At 50.4% G+C, this 16,917-nt stretch carries 14 protein-coding genes and 1 pseudogene; 6 read left to right on the forward strand and 9 right to left on the reverse strand.

Going from position 1 to position 16,917, the window contains the following annotated elements:
- The first annotated feature begins 95 nt into the window (after positions 1 to 95).
- Positions 96 to 2,102, forward strand: a complete 2,007-nt coding sequence (locus B7992_RS15235; RefSeq protein WP_088666721.1) for a translation factor GTPase family protein — start codon at positions 96 to 98, stop codon at positions 2,100 to 2,102.
- Positions 2,103 to 2,110: 8 nt separating this feature from the next.
- Here B7992_RS15235 and B7992_RS15240 read toward each other — a convergent pair whose 3' ends face one another.
- Entirely contained in the window at positions 2,111 to 3,001 is an 891-nt protein-coding gene (locus B7992_RS15240; RefSeq protein ID WP_073157844.1) for a DUF58 domain-containing protein, read from the reverse strand.
- Between the two features lie 112 nt (positions 3,002 to 3,113).
- Here B7992_RS15240 and B7992_RS15245 point away from each other — a divergent pair, with 112 nt between their 5' ends.
- The 3 genes from B7992_RS15245 to B7992_RS15260 all read left to right on the forward strand — a co-directional run bounded on the left by B7992_RS15245 (position 3,114) and on the right by B7992_RS15260 (position 5,542).
- Positions 3,114 to 3,848, forward strand: coding sequence for a hypothetical protein (locus B7992_RS15245; RefSeq protein WP_088666714.1), 735 nt, complete (start codon positions 3,114 to 3,116; stop codon positions 3,846 to 3,848).
- A gap of 54 nt (positions 3,849 to 3,902) precedes the next feature.
- On the forward strand, positions 3,903 to 4,781 hold the full coding sequence (locus B7992_RS15250) for a TIGR02452 family protein (RefSeq protein WP_088666715.1): 879 nt from the start codon (positions 3,903 to 3,905) through the stop codon (positions 4,779 to 4,781).
- A gap of 374 nt (positions 4,782 to 5,155) precedes the next feature.
- Positions 5,156 to 5,542, forward strand: coding sequence for a YkvA family protein (locus B7992_RS15260; RefSeq protein ID WP_073238486.1), 387 nt, complete (start codon positions 5,156 to 5,158; stop codon positions 5,540 to 5,542).
- A gap of 63 nt (positions 5,543 to 5,605) precedes the next feature.
- Here the strand turns inward: B7992_RS15260 and B7992_RS15265 are convergent, their stop codons facing one another.
- Both B7992_RS15265 and B7992_RS15270 read right to left on the reverse strand, forming a co-directional pair.
- Entirely contained in the window at positions 5,606 to 8,023 is a 2,418-nt protein-coding gene (locus B7992_RS15265; RefSeq protein ID WP_088666717.1) for an ATP-binding protein, read from the reverse strand.
- Positions 8,024 to 8,171: 148 nt separating this feature from the next.
- Complete coding sequence (locus B7992_RS15270) at positions 8,172 to 9,188, reverse strand: Fic family protein (RefSeq protein ID WP_073157813.1); 1,017 nt, start codon at positions 9,186 to 9,188, stop codon at positions 8,172 to 8,174.
- A gap of 26 nt (positions 9,189 to 9,214) precedes the next feature.
- Between B7992_RS15270 and B7992_RS15275 the strand changes: the two genes are divergently transcribed.
- Together B7992_RS15275 and tnpA are read left to right on the forward strand one after the other, a co-directional pair.
- Entirely contained in the window at positions 9,215 to 10,057 is an 843-nt protein-coding gene (locus B7992_RS15275; RefSeq protein WP_088666718.1) for a 50S ribosomal protein L11 methyltransferase, read from the forward strand.
- 152 nt (positions 10,058 to 10,209) lie between these two features.
- Positions 10,210 to 10,545, forward strand: a pseudogene (tnpA, locus tag B7992_RS15280) (IS200/IS605 family transposase); the annotation flags it as partial.
- Between the two features lie 25 nt (positions 10,546 to 10,570).
- Here the strand turns inward: tnpA and B7992_RS15285 are convergent.
- The 6 genes from B7992_RS15285 to B7992_RS15310 form a co-directional block, all read right to left on the reverse strand.
- Positions 10,571 to 11,380, reverse strand: coding sequence for an opacity family porin (locus B7992_RS15285; protein WP_088666719.1), 810 nt, complete (start codon positions 11,378 to 11,380; stop codon positions 10,571 to 10,573).
- A gap of 28 nt (positions 11,381 to 11,408) precedes the next feature.
- Positions 11,409 to 11,930 carry a hypothetical protein gene (locus B7992_RS15290; protein WP_073157795.1) on the reverse strand — a complete coding sequence of 174 codons (522 nt, stop codon included), beginning with the start codon at positions 11,928 to 11,930 and terminating at the stop codon, positions 11,409 to 11,411.
- 21 nt (positions 11,931 to 11,951) lie between these two features.
- Positions 11,952 to 12,479: a hypothetical protein gene (locus B7992_RS15295; RefSeq protein ID WP_073157792.1), complete on the reverse strand. Its 528-nt coding sequence runs from the start codon at positions 12,477 to 12,479 to the stop codon at positions 11,952 to 11,954.
- Between the two features lie 110 nt (positions 12,480 to 12,589).
- Positions 12,590 to 14,794: a YgiQ family radical SAM protein gene (locus B7992_RS15300; RefSeq protein ID WP_073157790.1), complete on the reverse strand. Its 2,205-nt coding sequence runs from the start codon at positions 14,792 to 14,794 to the stop codon at positions 12,590 to 12,592.
- Between the two features lie 128 nt (positions 14,795 to 14,922).
- Positions 14,923 to 16,320: a sugar porter family MFS transporter gene (locus B7992_RS15305; protein WP_073238504.1), complete on the reverse strand. Its 1,398-nt coding sequence runs from the start codon at positions 16,318 to 16,320 to the stop codon at positions 14,923 to 14,925.
- A gap of 320 nt (positions 16,321 to 16,640) precedes the next feature.
- Positions 16,641 to 16,917 (reverse strand): FISUMP domain-containing protein (locus B7992_RS15310; protein WP_141100501.1); only part of this gene is annotated, 277 nt, incomplete at its 5' end.

Genomic DNA, 16,917 nt, shown 5'->3' on the forward strand with positions numbered 1-16,917 from the left:
AGAGAATCATCTAGCAAGGCAGCCTAAATGCTTCCACACATGTTGATGATGCCTCAAAATATAAATGATTTTTTTTGATTTACTACCTTTGTGATATGCAACCCATAAGAAATATTGCCATTTTGGCCCACGTCGATGCGGGAAAGACGACCCTTTCCGAGCGTATTCTTTTTGCTGCTGGCGAAGTGCGTCGCCCGGGTAAGGTGGAAGAAGGTCTTGCCACCATGGATTATCTGCCCGAAGAAAAGGAACGAGGCATCACTATCGAAAGTGGGGTGGCTCATTTCGAGTGGAAAAATACCTGGTTCAATTTTATCGACACTCCGGGCCATGTGGATTTCGGCGCCGAAGTGGATATGGCCCTGACGGCTGTAGAAGGGGCTGTGCTGGTGGTGAGTGCTGCCAGTGGAGTGGAAACTCAGACGGTTGCCGCCTTTAAAAAATTACGGGCCGCAGGTGTGCCGACCATACTGTACATAAACAAGTTGGACAATCCTGATTATTCTCTGGACGAGACCCTCATTAACGTAGAAGAGATCCTGGGTGTGCGTCCGGTGCTGATGACGGTTCCCGAATATGAGAACGGTCAGATGGTCAGTGTGCTCGATGTGCTGAGCAAGAGTCGCTTGGTCCATTCAGACCGTGGCGAAGAAGTGGTGGACTCTGCCGATGTTCTTTCTGAAGGGTCTTCCTCTGAACGAAGTGAAGGATCTAACGGTTCCGGCGCCGATTTGCTGGCCAAGCATTATAAGGAAGCGGTAGAATTCGCTAGCAACTTCGATGATGAAGTTCTGGAATTGGCCCTTGAAGGTAAGCCGGTTCCGCCCAAGGCTTTGCTTCGCGGTCTTAAAGGTCTTGCCCTGGATTCCGACTATGCGCTTTGCTATGCGGGTTCTGCCATGGCGGGCTTTGGCGTGCGCAGTCTTGTGACAGCCTTGAGCTTTTTCTTGCCCGAGGTACCGCAGTTTGATGAACGGGAATTAGGCCAGGTTATCCGTCTGCGTCATTTCAAGGGCGTGGGGGAGATTTCCCTGTTCCGCGCCCACTGCGACATGGAGCGGAAGGAATGGCCTGCAGGTTTTGAGTTCTCACGTTTGAAGGCCAACCTTCTGATTCCCGTAGAAGAAATCCGTGCCGGTGACATTTACGCCATGCGTACACCTTTTGAAACGGAGTTGGGTCAGGTCATTATGCGGGATGGCCATCTTCTGCAAGACGAAGAAGATTCGAAGGGCGAAAACATCCGCGACCGTTACCAGCCCTTGTTGCAGACCCGTGTAGAATGTCTTGCTACTGACGACTACCATCATGTAGAAAAGAGCCTGAATACCTTGAGCCGCATGGATCCTAGTTTCCGCGTGGTTCATGACGATGGTGGCTTCTGGTATCTGCATACGGTTGGCGAAGTCCAGCTGGATGTTCTGCTGGCCCGTCTCCGTCGTGAATTCGGTTGTGAAGTTCAGGCCGGCGATCCCGAGGTCCGCTGGCAGGAGCGCCTGTCCCATGAAGTGGATGCTGTAGAAAATTCCTTCCAGCTTGGCCCCCATAAAATTAGCATTAAACTATCTGCGTCCCCCATTCAAAATGATGTGGTGGAAAATTCCGCAGAGCTGCCCCAGAATCACGACATTCGTCTAACCGCAGAATTTTTGGAAACGGCTCCTCGCGAGATTCTTGCCGGTGTCCGTTCCGCACTTCTGGAAACGGCTGAAATTGGTGTGCTGGGCAAGGGCCCCCTGGTGGGTGTCCGCTTCGAAGTCCTGGAATTCAGCTGGACCGAAAATGCCCTGCCGCCCATGATCAAGAAGGCTTGCGCCGATGCGGTTACCAAGCTTTTCAAGCCGTCCGACATTAAACTTTATGAACCGGTCATGGAACTTTCTTTGGAATGTCCGGTGAACTTTGCCGGTAATATTACCAGCGATATTCAGGCCCGTGAGGGAAGGGTCAAGGAAATCGGTGGCGATGGACGTACCCACTTCCTAAAGGCGGATATTCCCCTGCGGAAGATTTTTGGATACGCTACCAACGTGCGCAGCATTAGCAAGGGGACGGCGTTGTACAGCTTGAAACTGCTGGGCTATCGACCCTGTGTTGAATAACTCCGCTGTTAGCTGCGTGCCATCTTGGCGCGACGTCTGAAGTGCTCAATCAGCGGGGCCACGGTTTCCTTGAAGTCGTCGTGGGTCTCGATGCGAACAAAGTCAATGGACATGCGCTGGAATAAATCCTTGGTCTGCTTTCCCTGACGCTTTGCCTCTCGGGCGAAGGCTTCGCGGAAGGCGACGTCTCCGGTGTCAATGAGCAAGGTTTCGCCGGTTTCGGGGTCTTCCAATTCCACAAGGCCTGCAGGGGGCAATTCCATTTCGCGGGGGTCCACCACGGAGACTGCAAGTACGTCGTGGCGCTTGCGCAGGATCTTGAAGGCGTTCTCGAAACCTTCATCCAAAAAGTCGCTCATCACCACCACAACGGCCTTGCGATTCAAAATCTTGCCGGCATATTCCAGGGCTACCTGGGTATTGGTGCCGTGGTGCTGGGGCTTGAAGTAAAGAATTTCGCGAATCAGGCGCAGTACGTGCTTGCGGCCTTTTTCCGGCGGAATAAAAAGTTCTACCTGGTCGGTATAAATCAGCAGGCCCACCTTGTCATTGTTCTTGATGGCTGCAAAAGCCAAAAGGGCCGTGAGGGTGGCCATGACTTCGCCCTTCATCTGCTTTCCGCTTCCGAATTCGGAACTGCTGGAGGCGTCAACCATCAGCAGCATGGTCATTTCACGTTCTTCGATGAACTTTTTTACGTAGGGGGTGCCGGTACGGGCCGTCACGTTCCAGTCAATGGTTCGCACGTCATCGCCAGGCATATATTCACGGACTTCGCTGAATTCCATACCATTTCCCTTGAAGGAACTATGGTAGGCGCCGGTCATGACCGTGTCCAGCGTGCCGCGAACGCTCAATTCAATACGGCTGACGGTTTTTAGAACTTCTTTATCAAGCATTTTAATCTCGTTTTACGGGGAGTAATATACAAAAACTCGTTGGTCGAGAAAAACACAATTTTTTTGTTAGACATTTTGCCGGTTGAAAACGATATACATAGCGAGGTTAATTATGGATCCTGAGGTTAAAATTGTTGGTTTTGGCGAAATTGGCTCCGAAATTGCGGATTCCGTCGGCAAAAAGGTGGTACAATTGGGGTTGTCGGGCGTGGAATGCTACCTAGAAAAAGAATCCGCGGATATGGAATTCGTCATGGACCGCAATGAGTGCGGCTTGTTGCTTCTGGTGGCAGGCGCAGATTGTAACTGTGAAACCTCTGTGGTAAAAATGGGTGAAAGGGCCTTGAAAAGTGGGGTTCCTGTTGGCGCCTTTGTTGTAAGTCCGTCTTTTGACGCCGAAAAGGATCGCTCTCTTCTTGAACAGTCTGTGGATTTCTATCACGTCATGAACGATGGTGAGTGCGCTGCGGAACGCATTGTGAATTTTGTGCAGATGTTCAAGAGCCGCGGAATGATTATGGTGGATTTCGCAGATTTCCTGGCTGTAATCAAGTTGAATAGGCCGCGCCGCCGTTTGACTTGTCTGGAAACTTGTGGAAATGGTGAAAAGTGGATAATCAACTGCGCCAAGGAACTGACTGAAACTTTTAAGCAACAGGGGCTTGACTCCAATGGATTCCTTGTCCAGATCGAGCATGACAAGAGTTTGACCCTTGAGGAATACAGCGAGGCTGTTGAAAGCTTCTACGATTCCGGGTGCGCTAAGGATGATACCAACATCATTATATCGGACATTACAAATGAAAATGCTGAAAAAAGTGGCCGCATTCGCATGTGGACCGTGTAAGCTGTACTTTAAATTGTGAACTTTTTTGTTGAACCTGAAATACAGTAGAGAAAAATGACTACAAGAGACAAGCTGATTGAAATTTTTGAAGACACTCTGAACATGATTCAGGAAAACGCAGCCCTTAAGAAGTCTGTAGAAGTTTCTGGGGAAGGGGCTAAGCTCTATATGGAAGGTGAACCTGTGGAAATCTCGCCCTGTGCTGCAGGCGAAAGCTGTGATTGCCTGGCTGCCGAGGGAACCCCATCGGAAAATTCTGGCGAAAAAAATGCCTCCGCAGACGCCGCGGTTTCTGTCTCCCGCCACCGCACTTTTGAGGCGGCTCAAAAGTTGAAGGCAAAGTTCCCGGGAAAGCGAATTGCAGTGCTGAACTTTGCCTCAGCTACAAGCCCCGGCGGCGGCGTGACCGATGGTGCCTTCGCTCAGGAAGAATGCCTGTGCCGCTGTTCCACTCTTTACCCTGTCTTGACCCGTCCGGAATTCGTCAAGAATTATTACCGCTTCCATCGCAAGCGCAGCGACCACCTTTATACTGACGCCTGCATTTATGTTCCCAACGTGGCCATTATCAAGAGCGATGTGGAGGAACCCAAGCGCCTTCCCAAGAAGGACTGGACCATGGTTGATGTAATTACCTGCGCCGCTCCAAATTTGTGGTTTGCCCCTTGGATCCTTAGCGAAGAGGAACTGTTTGAACTTCACTTGAAACGTGGCGAAAAGATTATCCAGGTTGCTTTGGCCAATAAGGCTGAGATTCTTGTTCTGGGGGCTTTCGGCTGTGGCGCCTTCAGGAATGACCCTCGGGTTGTAGCGAAGGCATACCGCCAGCTGGTCGAAAAATACAGGAACCGTTTTGCTGCCATTGAATTCGCCGTTTACTGTAACCAGTACAGTTTGGCCAATTACGAAGCCTTCAAGAATACCATGGTGTAAAACACTTCTTTGCGCTAGACAAATCCTTTGCCCCATCCACATATTTCACCTTTTGTGTTGTGGTGAAAAGGCCTCCGGCTTTTTTGGCCGGAGGTTCTTTCTTTAATAGCAAGTTTTTTTGTAGGAGAATCCACTTCGTGAATAATGCGTGTATATTAACAGCAAGAAGGATAATTTCATGCCTAAATTTTACTGCAAACTTTGTGGACTCTCGTTCCCTACAATCTGGGCTATGACTCATGCCCGTTGTTTGAAACGCCCCGCTTTTCTAAAACAGGTTAGAAGAAACTTTTATTATTTATTGTATTAGGGGAAAATTTTGTATATAGATTTTCAAAAAAAGAAAGTCTGATTTTTTATCAAGAAGGATAAAAATGAAAAAGGAAAAAGTTTATGAAGGCGAAGTTCATGACGCCGAAGAACTGAACCGCAAATCGTCCAATAAGCCTATGGACCCGCAGGGCGCATCTCCTGTGTGGAAGGCTCTTTCCGTGGTTATTGCCATGTTGGCCCTGGCTTACGACGTCTCGCCCATTGATGCTGTTCCCGATACGATTCCTGTTTTGGGTTGGATGGACGATGTGGGCTTTACCATTATGGCTGCCTTGAACGCCTACCAGCAATTTGCCAAGAATCAGGATGCCCTCATGGTCAAGCTGGTCAAGTACATCAAGTGGATGTTGGTGGCCTTGATCCTTTTGGCCGGTGTTGTTGTCGGTGGGCTAATCACCTTGATTGTCCACCTGGTGACGCAAGGGTAAAAATGAATCCCCGCAGAATTTCTTCTGCGGGGATTTTGGTTTTACGGAGTTATATGGGAATTTTTAGAACCCCATGGTTCTTCCGGCCTTGTCGTCCTTGCAGCGCAATTCCTTGCGGAGTTCGGCTTCGATGCGGTCGGGAGTCTTGCTGCTGGTGGGGAAGTAGCGAAGGCGTCCGTTGACGGCGTTGAAGTCGCCGGGGGTGAGCATGGGAATCTGTGCCACGGAATCGGGGCAGACGGTATCCGGGAAGAAGACGTTCCAGATGTGACGTACACCGGCGGGCTTCAGGTAATCAAAACCCAGCTTCAGGGAGAAACGGCGGGAACTTGCCGGGTCCAGATGCTTTTCGAAGTTGGTGGCCGCCACAAAGATTCCCTTGAAGTTTTCCATCTGGGTCAGCAGTTCGTTGACCTTGCTGACTTCGTGGTTCTGGAATGCTCCGGCACGGTCATTCAGCAGGCTGTCTGCTTCATCGAAGAACAGAATGGACTTGGTGCGATTGGCTTCCTCGAAGGCGGCGGCAATTTGGGCTTCGGTCTGACCTACAAACATTCCAAGCAGGTCGCTGGCGCGCTTGATAATCAGGTTGCGGCCGAGGGCGCGGGCCATGTAGCGAACGAATTCAGTCTTGCCGGTTCCCGGAGGACCGTAAAGCAGGATGTTCAGGGAGTTGGGCGCGTCATCTTCTTCCAAGGTGTTCCAGACCTGATCGTAGTTGTGAACCACTTCCATAATTTCTTGAGTGGAACCTTCGATGTTCAGACCTTCCAGGGAGTAGTTGGGTGCATGGCTTTCGACGTCCTTCAAGTTTCCATTGCGGATTCCCATGAGCTGTGTATGTGCCTTGAGAATTCTGGCGACCGTCTTGTAGCTGTCTGCAGCACCGGTGGCTCCGCAGTCTATAAGACTCTTGGTGCGCTGTACGGCCAAGGTGAGGCCGCCAGCCATGGCAGGATATTCCACCACAAGTTTCAGCTTTTCTTCGTCGGTGAGCAGGCTTTCTGCTTCCTGGGCTTTCAAAACGGAATTCAAGACGCTCAGACGTTCATCTTTTGCCAAAGGCTTGAATGCCATGGAAAAGTCGAAGCGTCGGCGGGTGCTGTCTTCTACCAATCCCGTCTTGTTGGAAATCCAGATGACGGGTGTGTGCAATGTTTCAAAGAAGTGATTCAGTGAACCTTTTTCGCCAAAATTCAGCACCATGTCCGCTTCGTCTACAAGGATAATTCCAGGATTCTTTTCGCAATGCCAGTCGGCCAGGGTGACGGCACGAAGGCGGTACTGCAGAAGATTGTTGTTGCGGGAATCCAGACGGCGTCCGCCGATTTCTTCATCATCCACGTCGATGCTCACTTCCCAAAGGGGGACCTTGAGCTCTGCGGCTAAAGCCTTTGCAAGCTCTGTCTTGCCGGTGCCGGGAACACCGTACAGCAAGACGTTCAGCGGGCTTTTTCGGTCATGGTTCTTGAGCATGGTCAACAGCAGGCGGGCATCGGGGTTTTTGCCCTGGAGCTGTTCAAAGCTGACGGTGGCCGGTTCTGCTGCAGAGAATGCCTTCATCTGGGCACCATCGCTGTAGCCGCTCAGATACTTGCAAACTTCGTTGGGCAAATCCAGGTTGTCGCTCAGCAAATTCAATCGGCTCAGGGCGCTGTTCTTTCCCAGAAGTTCCGTGATGCGCTCCGTCGAGAAACCGGTGGCGCGGGCGATGTTCATGAGGCTATTCACATTGTTGTCGTTGTCGCGGAAACGGCGGTGACGCAAAATGGAACGTTCCGATTCCTGGATTTCAAGATCCGGGCTGTCGCGGAGCCAGAGGTACAAAAGCATTTCCAACTCATCGTCGTTAAGGCGATAAGTATCCTTGACTTTCTGGACCCTTACAAAAGAGGAATCGTTCTTCTTGATGCCCTTCTTGATAGTGCTCATGGCATAATTGGTGAAATGTTCGCCGATGGTACGCTGCAGTTCCTGGAAAAGGGTAGGATGCATGTCGTCGGAATCCGTATTGCTGATGACCTTCAGCAAGTTGTTTACCGCCTTGACATGACAATCGGGCTTGTCTTCATCGACGAATCGCTTGATGGCACGGAGGAATGTTCCGCTGCAAATGTCGGTACGGAAACCGTCATCGTCGTCATCTGCGTCTGAATTGAGCAGGGCCTTGAGTGCTTCGGCATCGGATTTCTTCCTGGAATTCTTTGCCTTGGATCCCTTCTTCTTGAGCAACGGGATGAACATCTTGACCACGTCTTCCGTGAACTTCATGGTGTGGGATTCGTCCATGAGGCGGATGGCCACGGACGTGTTGATGCATTCGGGATTCTGCTGCAGAATTCGAATCCAGTACTCCAGAATTTTCAGTGATGAAAAGACTACCGGATCCGGGCGCTTGATTTCGCCGCCCTTTTCCAGCTTGGAATGGATGTTGTTGAAGTACTTGGTGCTGCTGATGTTGCTGTTTGTGTTGACTGTCATAAAACCCTTGATATAACCCTGTCTGAAAACCTAGAACGGGGATCCCCTCCCCACGAGAGTATATCGTTTTGAGTTTTATAATTGTATACTGGAATTGCAGTTTTTTTTGGTGTGACTGCAAAAGAAGAACGTCTAACTAAAAAGGGTATTAAAAAAGGGAATAGCGCTGGCTACGTCCGCCCTTCTTTTCGGCCTTGAAAACGCCTTTTTCTATTAGGGACTGAATGTCTCGCAAAGAGGAGTCGTGGCTTACATCTGTAAGGGCTGCGGCTTCCTTGACTGAAAAAGGAACGCTCAATGCGCCTGAAAGGGCTGCTTCAAGTAAACGCCTTTCACGGGGGGTGAAGTCCATCTGGCTGAACTTCAGACGGACCTGCATATTCTTTAATGCTGGCGCAAGTTCTGTCAGACGTCTTTCAATGGAGTCGCGCAAGTTTTTAAGGAAGAACAGGATCCATTCCGTAAGGTCGCCGTTGCCTGCCTGGGCTTGGGATAGAATGCGCCTGTATTCGTCGCGGTGTTCTGCGAAAAGTTTGTTCAGCGGGTATTGGCATCGGGCGGTTTCTTCGCTGCGGGCCAGCAGCATGGCGCTGAGGGTGCGGGCGATTCGTCCGTTGCCGTCGTCAAAAGGTCGAATGGTCAAGAACCAGAACTGGGCAATGGCTGCCTTGATGGCTCCGTCTACAGAGGCGGTCTCGAACCAGTTCAGAAAACGTTCCATTTCGTGGGGGATACGGTCTGGACTCACGCCGACGAAAGTGCGGTTCTTATCGCCGTCCTGAAAGCGGATCGAACTTTCCTTGCTGCGGAATTTGCGGACCTTGTTTTGTCCGATGGCGGCATGCCATGCGAAAAGGCGGTCTTCTGTAAGAGGCGAGTTTGCGTTCTGCAGCGCGCCCAGAATATTTCGGACGGCGTCTACGGCGCCATTTCTCTTTGCGATTTCCTGCTTTATCTGTTCTGCGTCGAGGACGTATCCATCCAGTGAAAAGTTGGCGGCAATGTCCTGCGCAAGAATGGACGTTTCTTCTTCTGATGAACTCACCAGGTCTGCGGTACCGACCAGCTTACCCTCCAAAAATCGGGTCTGGCCCAGAGCGTCGGCAACACTTTGGTGGTTGTAACGGAAGTTAGTCCAGTCGGGATATTGGTGGATGTAAAGCATTGACGAAAAAATATTAAATTTTAACCATGCAGAAAATTGATACTTGGTATAAGGCACAGGGCTACTGCCCGGTAGAAGAATATGAAATCGCAAGCTACCTGCTTTTTGAAGCCGGTGTTGCTACTCTCGAAGAATTGGATCCGGTGGAAGATGGTCGTACCGACTTCTGCTTCTATACCGGCGATAAGGAAGAACGCGACCGTATTGTGGCCGAGTTCCCCCAGTATCATTTTGAAGTCACCGAAGAAGAAGCCAAGGATTGGGACAAGTGGTGGCGTGACCGTGCCCAGCCTGTTTCCGTGAGCCCCCATCTGGTGGTGCGTCCGCCTTGGGTTGAATATACTCCCGAAGATCCGCAGACCGTTGTTCTGGAACTTGAGGCGAAGACCGCCTTCGGTACCGGCGAACACGATACCACCAGCAGCTGCGCCCATCTGATGGAAGGAATCGATTTCAACGGAAAGACCGTTCTGGACATCGGTACGGGTACTGGCATCCTGGCTATGTTTGCCCGCCGCAAGGGTGCAAAGCTTGCCGTAGGAACCGAAATCGATCCGCTGACTATTCCCTGCATTACCGAAAATTTTGAACGTAACGGCTTTGATCTCAGCGAATGCGTGCTGGGCTTTTTGGATTCCTTCAAGGATGGCGTAAAGTTCGACGTGCTGCTCTGCAACATGATCCGCAGCGAACTGTGGCCCATGCGCGACGACATGGAAGACCTGCTAGCTCCCGGTGGCCAGATCATCATTTCCGGCCAGCTCCTGACCGAAAAGGACTACATCCTGAAATGGTTTGAAGAAGCCGGCTTCACCGTCCAGAAGGAAAGAATTTCTGGTGAGTGGTGGAGCGTGCTTGCACGCTCCTGAGTGAGACGCTGAGGGTGTTTGTATAAAGAAAACTACCGGCTAGGCCGGTAGTTCCGTAAAAGCCTTCTGGCGGTCATGGGAGAAAGAAATCCTTTGATTAATATTGAAATGCGGTCTGCAAGCTGCATCACAATAAAATCAAAGGATATAAAATGAATGATAGAAATAAATCGACTGCTCATACCACATGGAATTGCAAGTACCATATTGTGTTCGCGCCTAAGTACAGAAGGAAGATTCTCTACAATCAGAAAAGAGAACTTGTGGGAAGAATTCTTAGAAAATTATGCGAATGGAAAGATGTGGAGATAATTGAGGCTGAAGTCTGCCCTGATCACATTCACATGTTGGTTGCCATACCGCCGAAACTTTCCGTTTCGAGTTTCATGGGGTATTTAAAGGGCAAGAGCAGTCTAGAATTGTATGACATAATCCCGGAATTGCAGAATAAGTACCGGAATAGGGTATTTTTGTGTCGAGGTTACTTTAAAATGATGCCTTTGGGGGCTTTTTCTAAAAAGCGTATTTTGCGCTAGTTTTAAAGTTCAAGCCGGACTTGTCGAATTCTCCACTTCCTAGGAGTGTCATGGAAAATTCTTCTTCGATGGCGAGGTTTGGGTTGATTTTGTAGCTTGCACCTGCGAAGACGTCGATACCTGTATCTCCCTCTTCACCGAGATTGTGGGCGCCGTCAATTCTAGCTTCGCCATTGGTTTCGGAAATGTTCCAAGAGGCCTTGCCGCCTACGAACCAGATGAAATTAGGATTCTTGTTGAAGTCCAGCTCTGTGGCCACCAAAACTTGAGATCCCCTTGTGACATCTTCTGTGTCGCCGTAGTAAGTCTCGCTGCTGACTGCGAAAAAGCTTTTGTAACCGACTTCATTTCCCCATGCAAAATGCCTGTTCAGGGTAAAGGCTTTTTGAATGCCCAAGTAGATGTAACCGGGAGCGAATTCCTGGGAGTCAAAGGGAATGGCCAGGTCGACAAAGGCCCCGAACTTTCTTGTAAACTGGTAACGGACGCCCAAGACGGGATTCATTAATCCGGAGTTGGTGGGAAGTTCGTTGTCGCCATAACTCTCAAGATCCAGGGGAATTTTATCCCCGGAGACAAAACCGATATCCATCAGGGAAATTTCGAAAGAGGATCCAAGAACATACCTTGCTCCCAATCCGAATGCGATGGGGTTATCACCTGTGCCGAGGTTAAAACTTGCCTTTACCTGAAGGCCCTTATCTGATTCCTGCAGAGGGAAGTATCCCCATGTGGCAAAGGACAGGCTTGCACCGAGGAGTGTAGAAACGATGATCTTTTTAGACATGGGAATATCTCTCTATCTGGAATCAGGATTAGTTTTCGGGCTTGTAGTAGTTGTTCGGGTTGATGTTGCTGCAGGGCTGGCATCCGCAAGTAACGCATGCGCAGGGAGTGCAGGCAGGAACTGGAACTTCCTTGATTTCGGTCTTTACGGGAAGAGGCTTCTCTTCAACCTGTTCGGACTTCTTCCAGGCGATGCTTTCGTTGAGGGTCAGCGGAGTGTAGGCGATTGCCAGACCGGAGTACTTACAGCTGTAGGTCTTGGTAGAACCCCTGGTAATTTCGGTTTCTTCCATGTGGACGTTGATCATGTCGTCTGCATCGGGGTAGAGCTTGGTGATGAACTTGAAGAATTCCACAGCGGAGCAGGGACCGTCTGCCTTGGTGGCTGCCATGCCCAGAACATCGATACGTTCGTTACCGTAAGCTTCGAAGGCGGCGTTGCTTACCGGTTCGATGGGGCTGATAACCTTAGTGTTGTTGCTTTTGATCAGTGCACAACCGGAAAGCATGAGAGTGCTGAGAGCAGCGAGTAAAAGAGCTTTGATTTTCATAGTGAATACCTTCCTTTCGTCTTATCTTACGTAGAAACCGTTAGTTGCGGCTTCAGTTTCTGCAGGCTGTTCAGCTGCTTCGGTATTTTCGTAATCCTGATTTTCGGGCACTGCGGTGGGTGCGACTTCTGCCGGAGCTTCTTCAATAACGGTCTCGCTCTTTTCGGCAAAGAGGGCGCGCCACTGCTTAGCTTCTTCCGGAGTCACGATCTGGTAGTTGACGGCCAGTGCAGAGGACTTACAGGAATAAGTGGTGTTTGATCCGGAAACCTGTTCCGTTTCTTCCATACGGATGTTCACCAGGTCGGAGACGTTCTTGTACTTGGCGCTGGCGGACTTGGCAATATCAGCCAGGGAGCAGCGGTCTTCGGTCTTGACGAACACGGGACCCAGGGTCTTCATGTTGGCAACACCCTTGGCACGAAGATGTGCGGCCTGTTCGTGGTTAAGGGAGTTGATCTCCGTGACTTTGATGGATGAACTGGAAGCGCAGCCGCTCATGGCGATGGCGGACGCTGCAGCCAAGGTGAGTGTGACAAGTTTATTCATTTCAATGGATCCTTTGTAAAGAAAACTTTAACTGTTAATATAATATTGTAATGTTTTTTTAGGAATACCATATGAAAAAAGCCTTTCGGATTTCCCGAAAGGCTTTAAAATCATCTACCGAATCTTCGTTTTGACGTGAAGTGGACGGGGCTATCGTCTCTTCTACGGGGGGGATTGTTCGTGTTGCTTCTTTGCTGACCGAACTTATTGCGGGAGCCATTGTCGCGACGATCATCAGGACGGTAATCGTCCCGTCGACCCTCACGGCGTTCGTGTTTTGGAGTCCAGGTCTTGTCTCCAAATTCGGCCTGTCTGCGTTCGCGGCGGGCGGAGTTTTCCCAGCGGCCCTTCTCGCCAGACTTTTGCGGGACGATGGAAAGGCTGCTGCGTTCGGCTCGCTTCTGCAAATCCTTTTCGCGGAATTCCGGATTTTCTTCACGTTCCTTGCTGGGGCTGAAGCTCTTACCTTCGGCGATAGCCGTGCGGCTTAAAAGGAGACGTCCGATTTTGCCCAGTTTGAGGCGTTCCAAGGTGGCGCGGATCTGCGGGCGGTTCTCAGGAATGTACCAGAAGAAGAACTGCTTCTGACTCTTTTTCTGTTCCGGAGTTTTTGCCACATACAGGGGCGTTCCATCCGGTTTCATTTCGGCATAGAACATTTCCGTGGCGATGGTCATGGGCGTCGGCGTAAAGTCCTGGACCTGCTCCAACTGGAATCCCAATTGCTTTGTTTCCAAGGCCAGCTCCGCCATGTCGGCTTCGGTACAGCCTGGATGACTACTGATAAAGTAAGGGATCAGTTGCTGTTTCTTGCCGATGCGCTTGCATTCCTCGTCAAAGAATTCCTTGAACTTGTGGAACAGCGTAAAGCTAGGCTTGCGAATCAATTTCAGAACCGCTTCCACCGTATGTTCCGGGGCCACTTTCAAGCGGCCACTGACGTGGTAGTCGATTAGGTCACGAGCGTATTCCTCGTGTTCCTTCTTGATCTTTTCATCGCAGTTTTCCTGCAAGAGCAAGTCGTAACGAACACCGCTGCCAATGAACAGGTGCTTTACCTTGGGGTGGTTGCGGACTTCGCGGTACAAGTCGATCAGTTCCCGATGACTTGTATTCATGTTGTCGCAAATATTGGGGGTACAGCAACTGGGGCGCGCACACTTTGAACAGCGGCTACGATCCTTGCCCCGCATCTTGTACATGTTGGCGCTGGGACCGCCCAGGTCCGTAATGGTACCTGCAAAGCCTTCCATCTGGGTAACGATTTCTACTTCCCGCAAAATGCTCTCGCGGCTACGGCTGGCAATAAACTTGCCTTGCTGTGCGTTAATGGCGCAGAAACTACATCCGCCAAAACAGCCGCGGTGGGTGTTGATGCTGTACTTGATCATCTCGAATGCAGGAACGTCACCGCGCTTCTTGTAGCGGGGGTGGGGGGCTCGTGCATAGGGGTATTCAAAACTTTCATCCAGTTCGCCGTATTCCATGGGCGGGTAGGCGGGGTTAATGACAACGGTCTTGTCGCCAACGTCTTGCAAAACACGGCGTTGGAACATCTTGTTGCATTCGATGTCCACCTTGTTGTAGCTCTGGATTTGCGTTTTCTTGCTGGCTACACATTCTTCGTGGCTTGGCAGGCGCAGGTCTTCCCAGGTGGTTCCCAGTTCCTTGTGCTTGCCTGGTGTGGGCAATTCGCCCTTGTTCACAAGAACCGCCGTCTGGGGAATATTCTTCAGGCTGCTAAAGGGAACGCCCTTCTTCAAAAGTCTTACGATTTCCTTCAGGGGTTTTTCGCCCATGCCGTACACTAGAATATCGGCTTCCGTTTCAGCCAAAATGCTGGGCTTCAGTCTATCGCTCCAGTAATCGTAATGGGTGACGCGACGAAGGCTGCTTTCCAGACCGCCAATCAGAAGCGGTACATCGGGGTAAAGCATCTTCACAATCTTCGCGTAAGTGTAGGTGGCGTAATCCGGACGGAAACCTGCCTTGTTGCCAGCGGTAAAGGCGTCGTCATGACGGAGGCGCTTACCAGCCGTGTAATGGTTCACCATACTGTCCATGCCGCTACTGATGGCGAAGAACAGACGGGGCTTACCCAACTTCTTGAAATCGCGAAGGTCGTCGCGCCAGTTAGGCTGCGGCAAAATAGCGACCCTCAAACCCTCGTGCTCAAAAAGCCTTGCCACCACGGCGTGGCCAAAGCTAGGATGATCCACATAACAGTCAGCGCTTATCACGATGACGTCAACATAATCCCAGCCAAGTTCGTCCAGGTCTTCTTTGCAGATAGGTAAAAATCGAGGATCGTACATATGAAAGAAAGATAGAAAAAGTTAATTCATTCAGAGGTGGGTTTCGATGACTAATTAAAACACCAAAAGACCCCCGCACCATGTGATGCGAGGGCCTTTTTAAGGAGGACTCTGATTGGAGTTTCTGATTACATGCTTTCCAAGGTCTTGCCCTTGGTTTCAGTAATGAACTTTGCGACAAAGAAGATGCTGATGGTGGCGAAGAGAGTGTAGAGCACATAGGTGGGGCCAACGCCAATTCCATTCTTGCCGGTGAGAACCGGGAAGGACCAGCTGACCACAAAGTTTGCGCCCCACTGAGCCAAGCCGCACACAGAGATTGCCACAGCGCGAATGCGGTTGTTGAACATTTCGCCAAGCATCACCCACATGACCGGGCCCCAAGTGGCAGCGAAGAAGGTCACGTAAAGGTTTGCTGCGATGAGGGCGATAACGCCGCTTGCACCGACCAGGCTGCCGCTAGCGTCTGCACCGCAGATGAAGCAGAGGGCGAGAGTGCCGAGAGTTACTGCCATGCCGATAGAACCAATGAGGAGGAGCGGCTTACGGCCAATCTTGTCAATCAGGAGGATAGCGGCAATAGTCATGGTCAAGTTAATGCCACTGGACACAAGGCTGGTGAGGAAGGCGTCGCTTTCACCGAAACCAACGCTCTGCCAAAGCATAGTGCCGTAGTAGAAGATGACGTTAATACCGACCAACTGCTGGAGCACTGCAAGACCGAGACCTGCCCAAACGATGGGAGCGATGCGCTTCTTGCCGCCAATCTTTTCGAAAAGGTCGCTGAGCTTTGCAGGCTTTTCGTTCTTGAAAGTTTCGTGAATCTGGTTGATTTCTGCATCCACGCCTTCAGAGTCAATCTTGGCCAGAACTTCCTTGGCTTCGTCCAGACGACCCTTGCTTACCAGGTAGCGGGGAGATTCCGGAAGACGGAGGGCTGCGAGACCATAAAGAGCTGCAGGAATAACTTCCACCCAGAACATGATCTGCCAAGCCTTACAGCCGCCGATAAAGTCAGCACATGCAGAACCAGCCTTCACCACGATAAGATAGTTGGAAAGCAGAGCCACAAAGATACCGATCACGATAGCGAACTGCTGCATGGATCCCAGACGACCGCGAAGATGTGCGGGAGCAGTTTCTGCAATGTAGATGGGAGCGATGATACTTGCAACGCCGATGCCTACGCCACCGATAACACGCCACATAATAAAGTCAGGAATTCCAAAGGGAACGCCAGAACCGATGGCACTGACCAGGAAGAGGGCGGCAGCAGCCAACATGCAACGGACACGGCCAAAGGAATCAGCCAGGCGACCCGCAAAATAGGCACCCACTGCGGCACCGATCAAAGCCAGGGACACTGCCCAGGCCAACTGAACGTCGGTAGCATTAAAGTGCGCCTTGAGGGCCCCGTTTGCACCGTTAATCACGGAGGAGTCGAAGCCAAAGAGGAATCCGCCAATTGCAGCGGACAGGGTAACCAGCACAATGTGCTTGAGATTGGATGTCTTTCTGTTTTCCATGGTGAACCTCACTTGTTTTCCCTTAAACTATCCCGGGGCAAGGGGTCACGTTATCAATTATGTTTCAAAGGCACGGACTTTTGTTTCCTTGAAACATTTTTCGGCCTTTTTGTAACATTTTTTGCTTAGTTATATTAGGTCTACACTTTGAAAGAACATAGTCAAAAATAAAAAATTTATATGTGAGCATCATTTTTACGCAGCGAGCACATTTTTCTTTTTGCTACCCTTATTGTTCTTCTTGGACATAATAACCCCCTATGGGTTATTTGGCATAACCCTGATTTTTGTTAAACTTTTTTGTTGAAGGTTGTAAAGAACTAGTAGTTCTTCACACAACGAATGGAATTTCCATATTTCTTAGAAACAGGAAAGTTCCTGGAAAAATTCTTTCGACTAACAGATGTCATGTACGCTTTCAAATCTGTATCAGCTTGTTGCGGCATCCAAAATTGTGATTGGACCTTTATTTCATCAAACTTATTATGTTCGTTTCCATAATCTATCCAATACCCGGCAGGCAGTATCGACAGGCCGTAGTTGTTGCTACCGAAGCCGGCGACCTTCGAGCCCATGTAGTAGGCGACACTGTTGCTG

This window comes from Fibrobacter sp. UWH1, from assembly GCF_002210365.1.
GTDB lineage: Bacteria > Fibrobacterota > Fibrobacteria > Fibrobacterales > Fibrobacteraceae > Fibrobacter.

What these genes read in the sequence shown, in the direction of transcription:
- B7992_RS15295 (WP_073157792.1), bottom strand. Translation starts at nt 12,479, where the DNA reads ATGAATAAACTTGTCACACTCACCTTGGCTGCAGCGTCCGCCATCGCC.
- B7992_RS15245 (WP_088666714.1), top strand. Translation starts at nt 3,114, where the DNA reads ATGGATCCTGAGGTTAAAATTGTTGGTTTTGGCGAAATTGGCTCCGAA.
- B7992_RS15275 (WP_088666718.1), top strand. Translation starts at nt 9,215, where the DNA reads ATGCAGAAAATTGATACTTGGTATAAGGCACAGGGCTACTGCCCGGTA.
- B7992_RS15270 (WP_073157813.1), bottom strand. Translation starts at nt 9,188, where the DNA reads ATGCTTTACATCCACCAATATCCCGACTGGACTAACTTCCGTTACAAC.
- B7992_RS15300 (WP_073157790.1), bottom strand. Translation starts at nt 14,794, where the DNA reads ATGTACGATCCTCGATTTTTACCTATCTGCAAAGAAGACCTGGACGAA.
- B7992_RS15260 (WP_073238486.1), top strand. Translation starts at nt 5,156, where the DNA reads ATGAAAAAGGAAAAAGTTTATGAAGGCGAAGTTCATGACGCCGAAGAA.
- B7992_RS15250 (WP_088666715.1), top strand. Translation starts at nt 3,903, where the DNA reads ATGACTACAAGAGACAAGCTGATTGAAATTTTTGAAGACACTCTGAAC.
- B7992_RS15290 (WP_073157795.1), bottom strand. Translation starts at nt 11,930, where the DNA reads ATGAAAATCAAAGCTCTTTTACTCGCTGCTCTCAGCACTCTCATGCTT.
- B7992_RS15305 (WP_073238504.1), bottom strand. Translation starts at nt 16,320, where the DNA reads ATGGAAAACAGAAAGACATCCAATCTCAAGCACATTGTGCTGGTTACC.
- B7992_RS15265 (WP_088666717.1), bottom strand. Translation starts at nt 8,023, where the DNA reads ATGACAGTCAACACAAACAGCAACATCAGCAGCACCAAGTACTTCAAC.
- B7992_RS15235 (WP_088666721.1), top strand. Translation starts at nt 96, where the DNA reads ATGCAACCCATAAGAAATATTGCCATTTTGGCCCACGTCGATGCGGGA.
- B7992_RS15285 (WP_088666719.1), bottom strand. Translation starts at nt 11,380, where the DNA reads ATGTCTAAAAAGATCATCGTTTCTACACTCCTCGGTGCAAGCCTGTCC.
- B7992_RS15240 (WP_073157844.1), bottom strand. Translation starts at nt 3,001, where the DNA reads ATGCTTGATAAAGAAGTTCTAAAAACCGTCAGCCGTATTGAATTGAGC.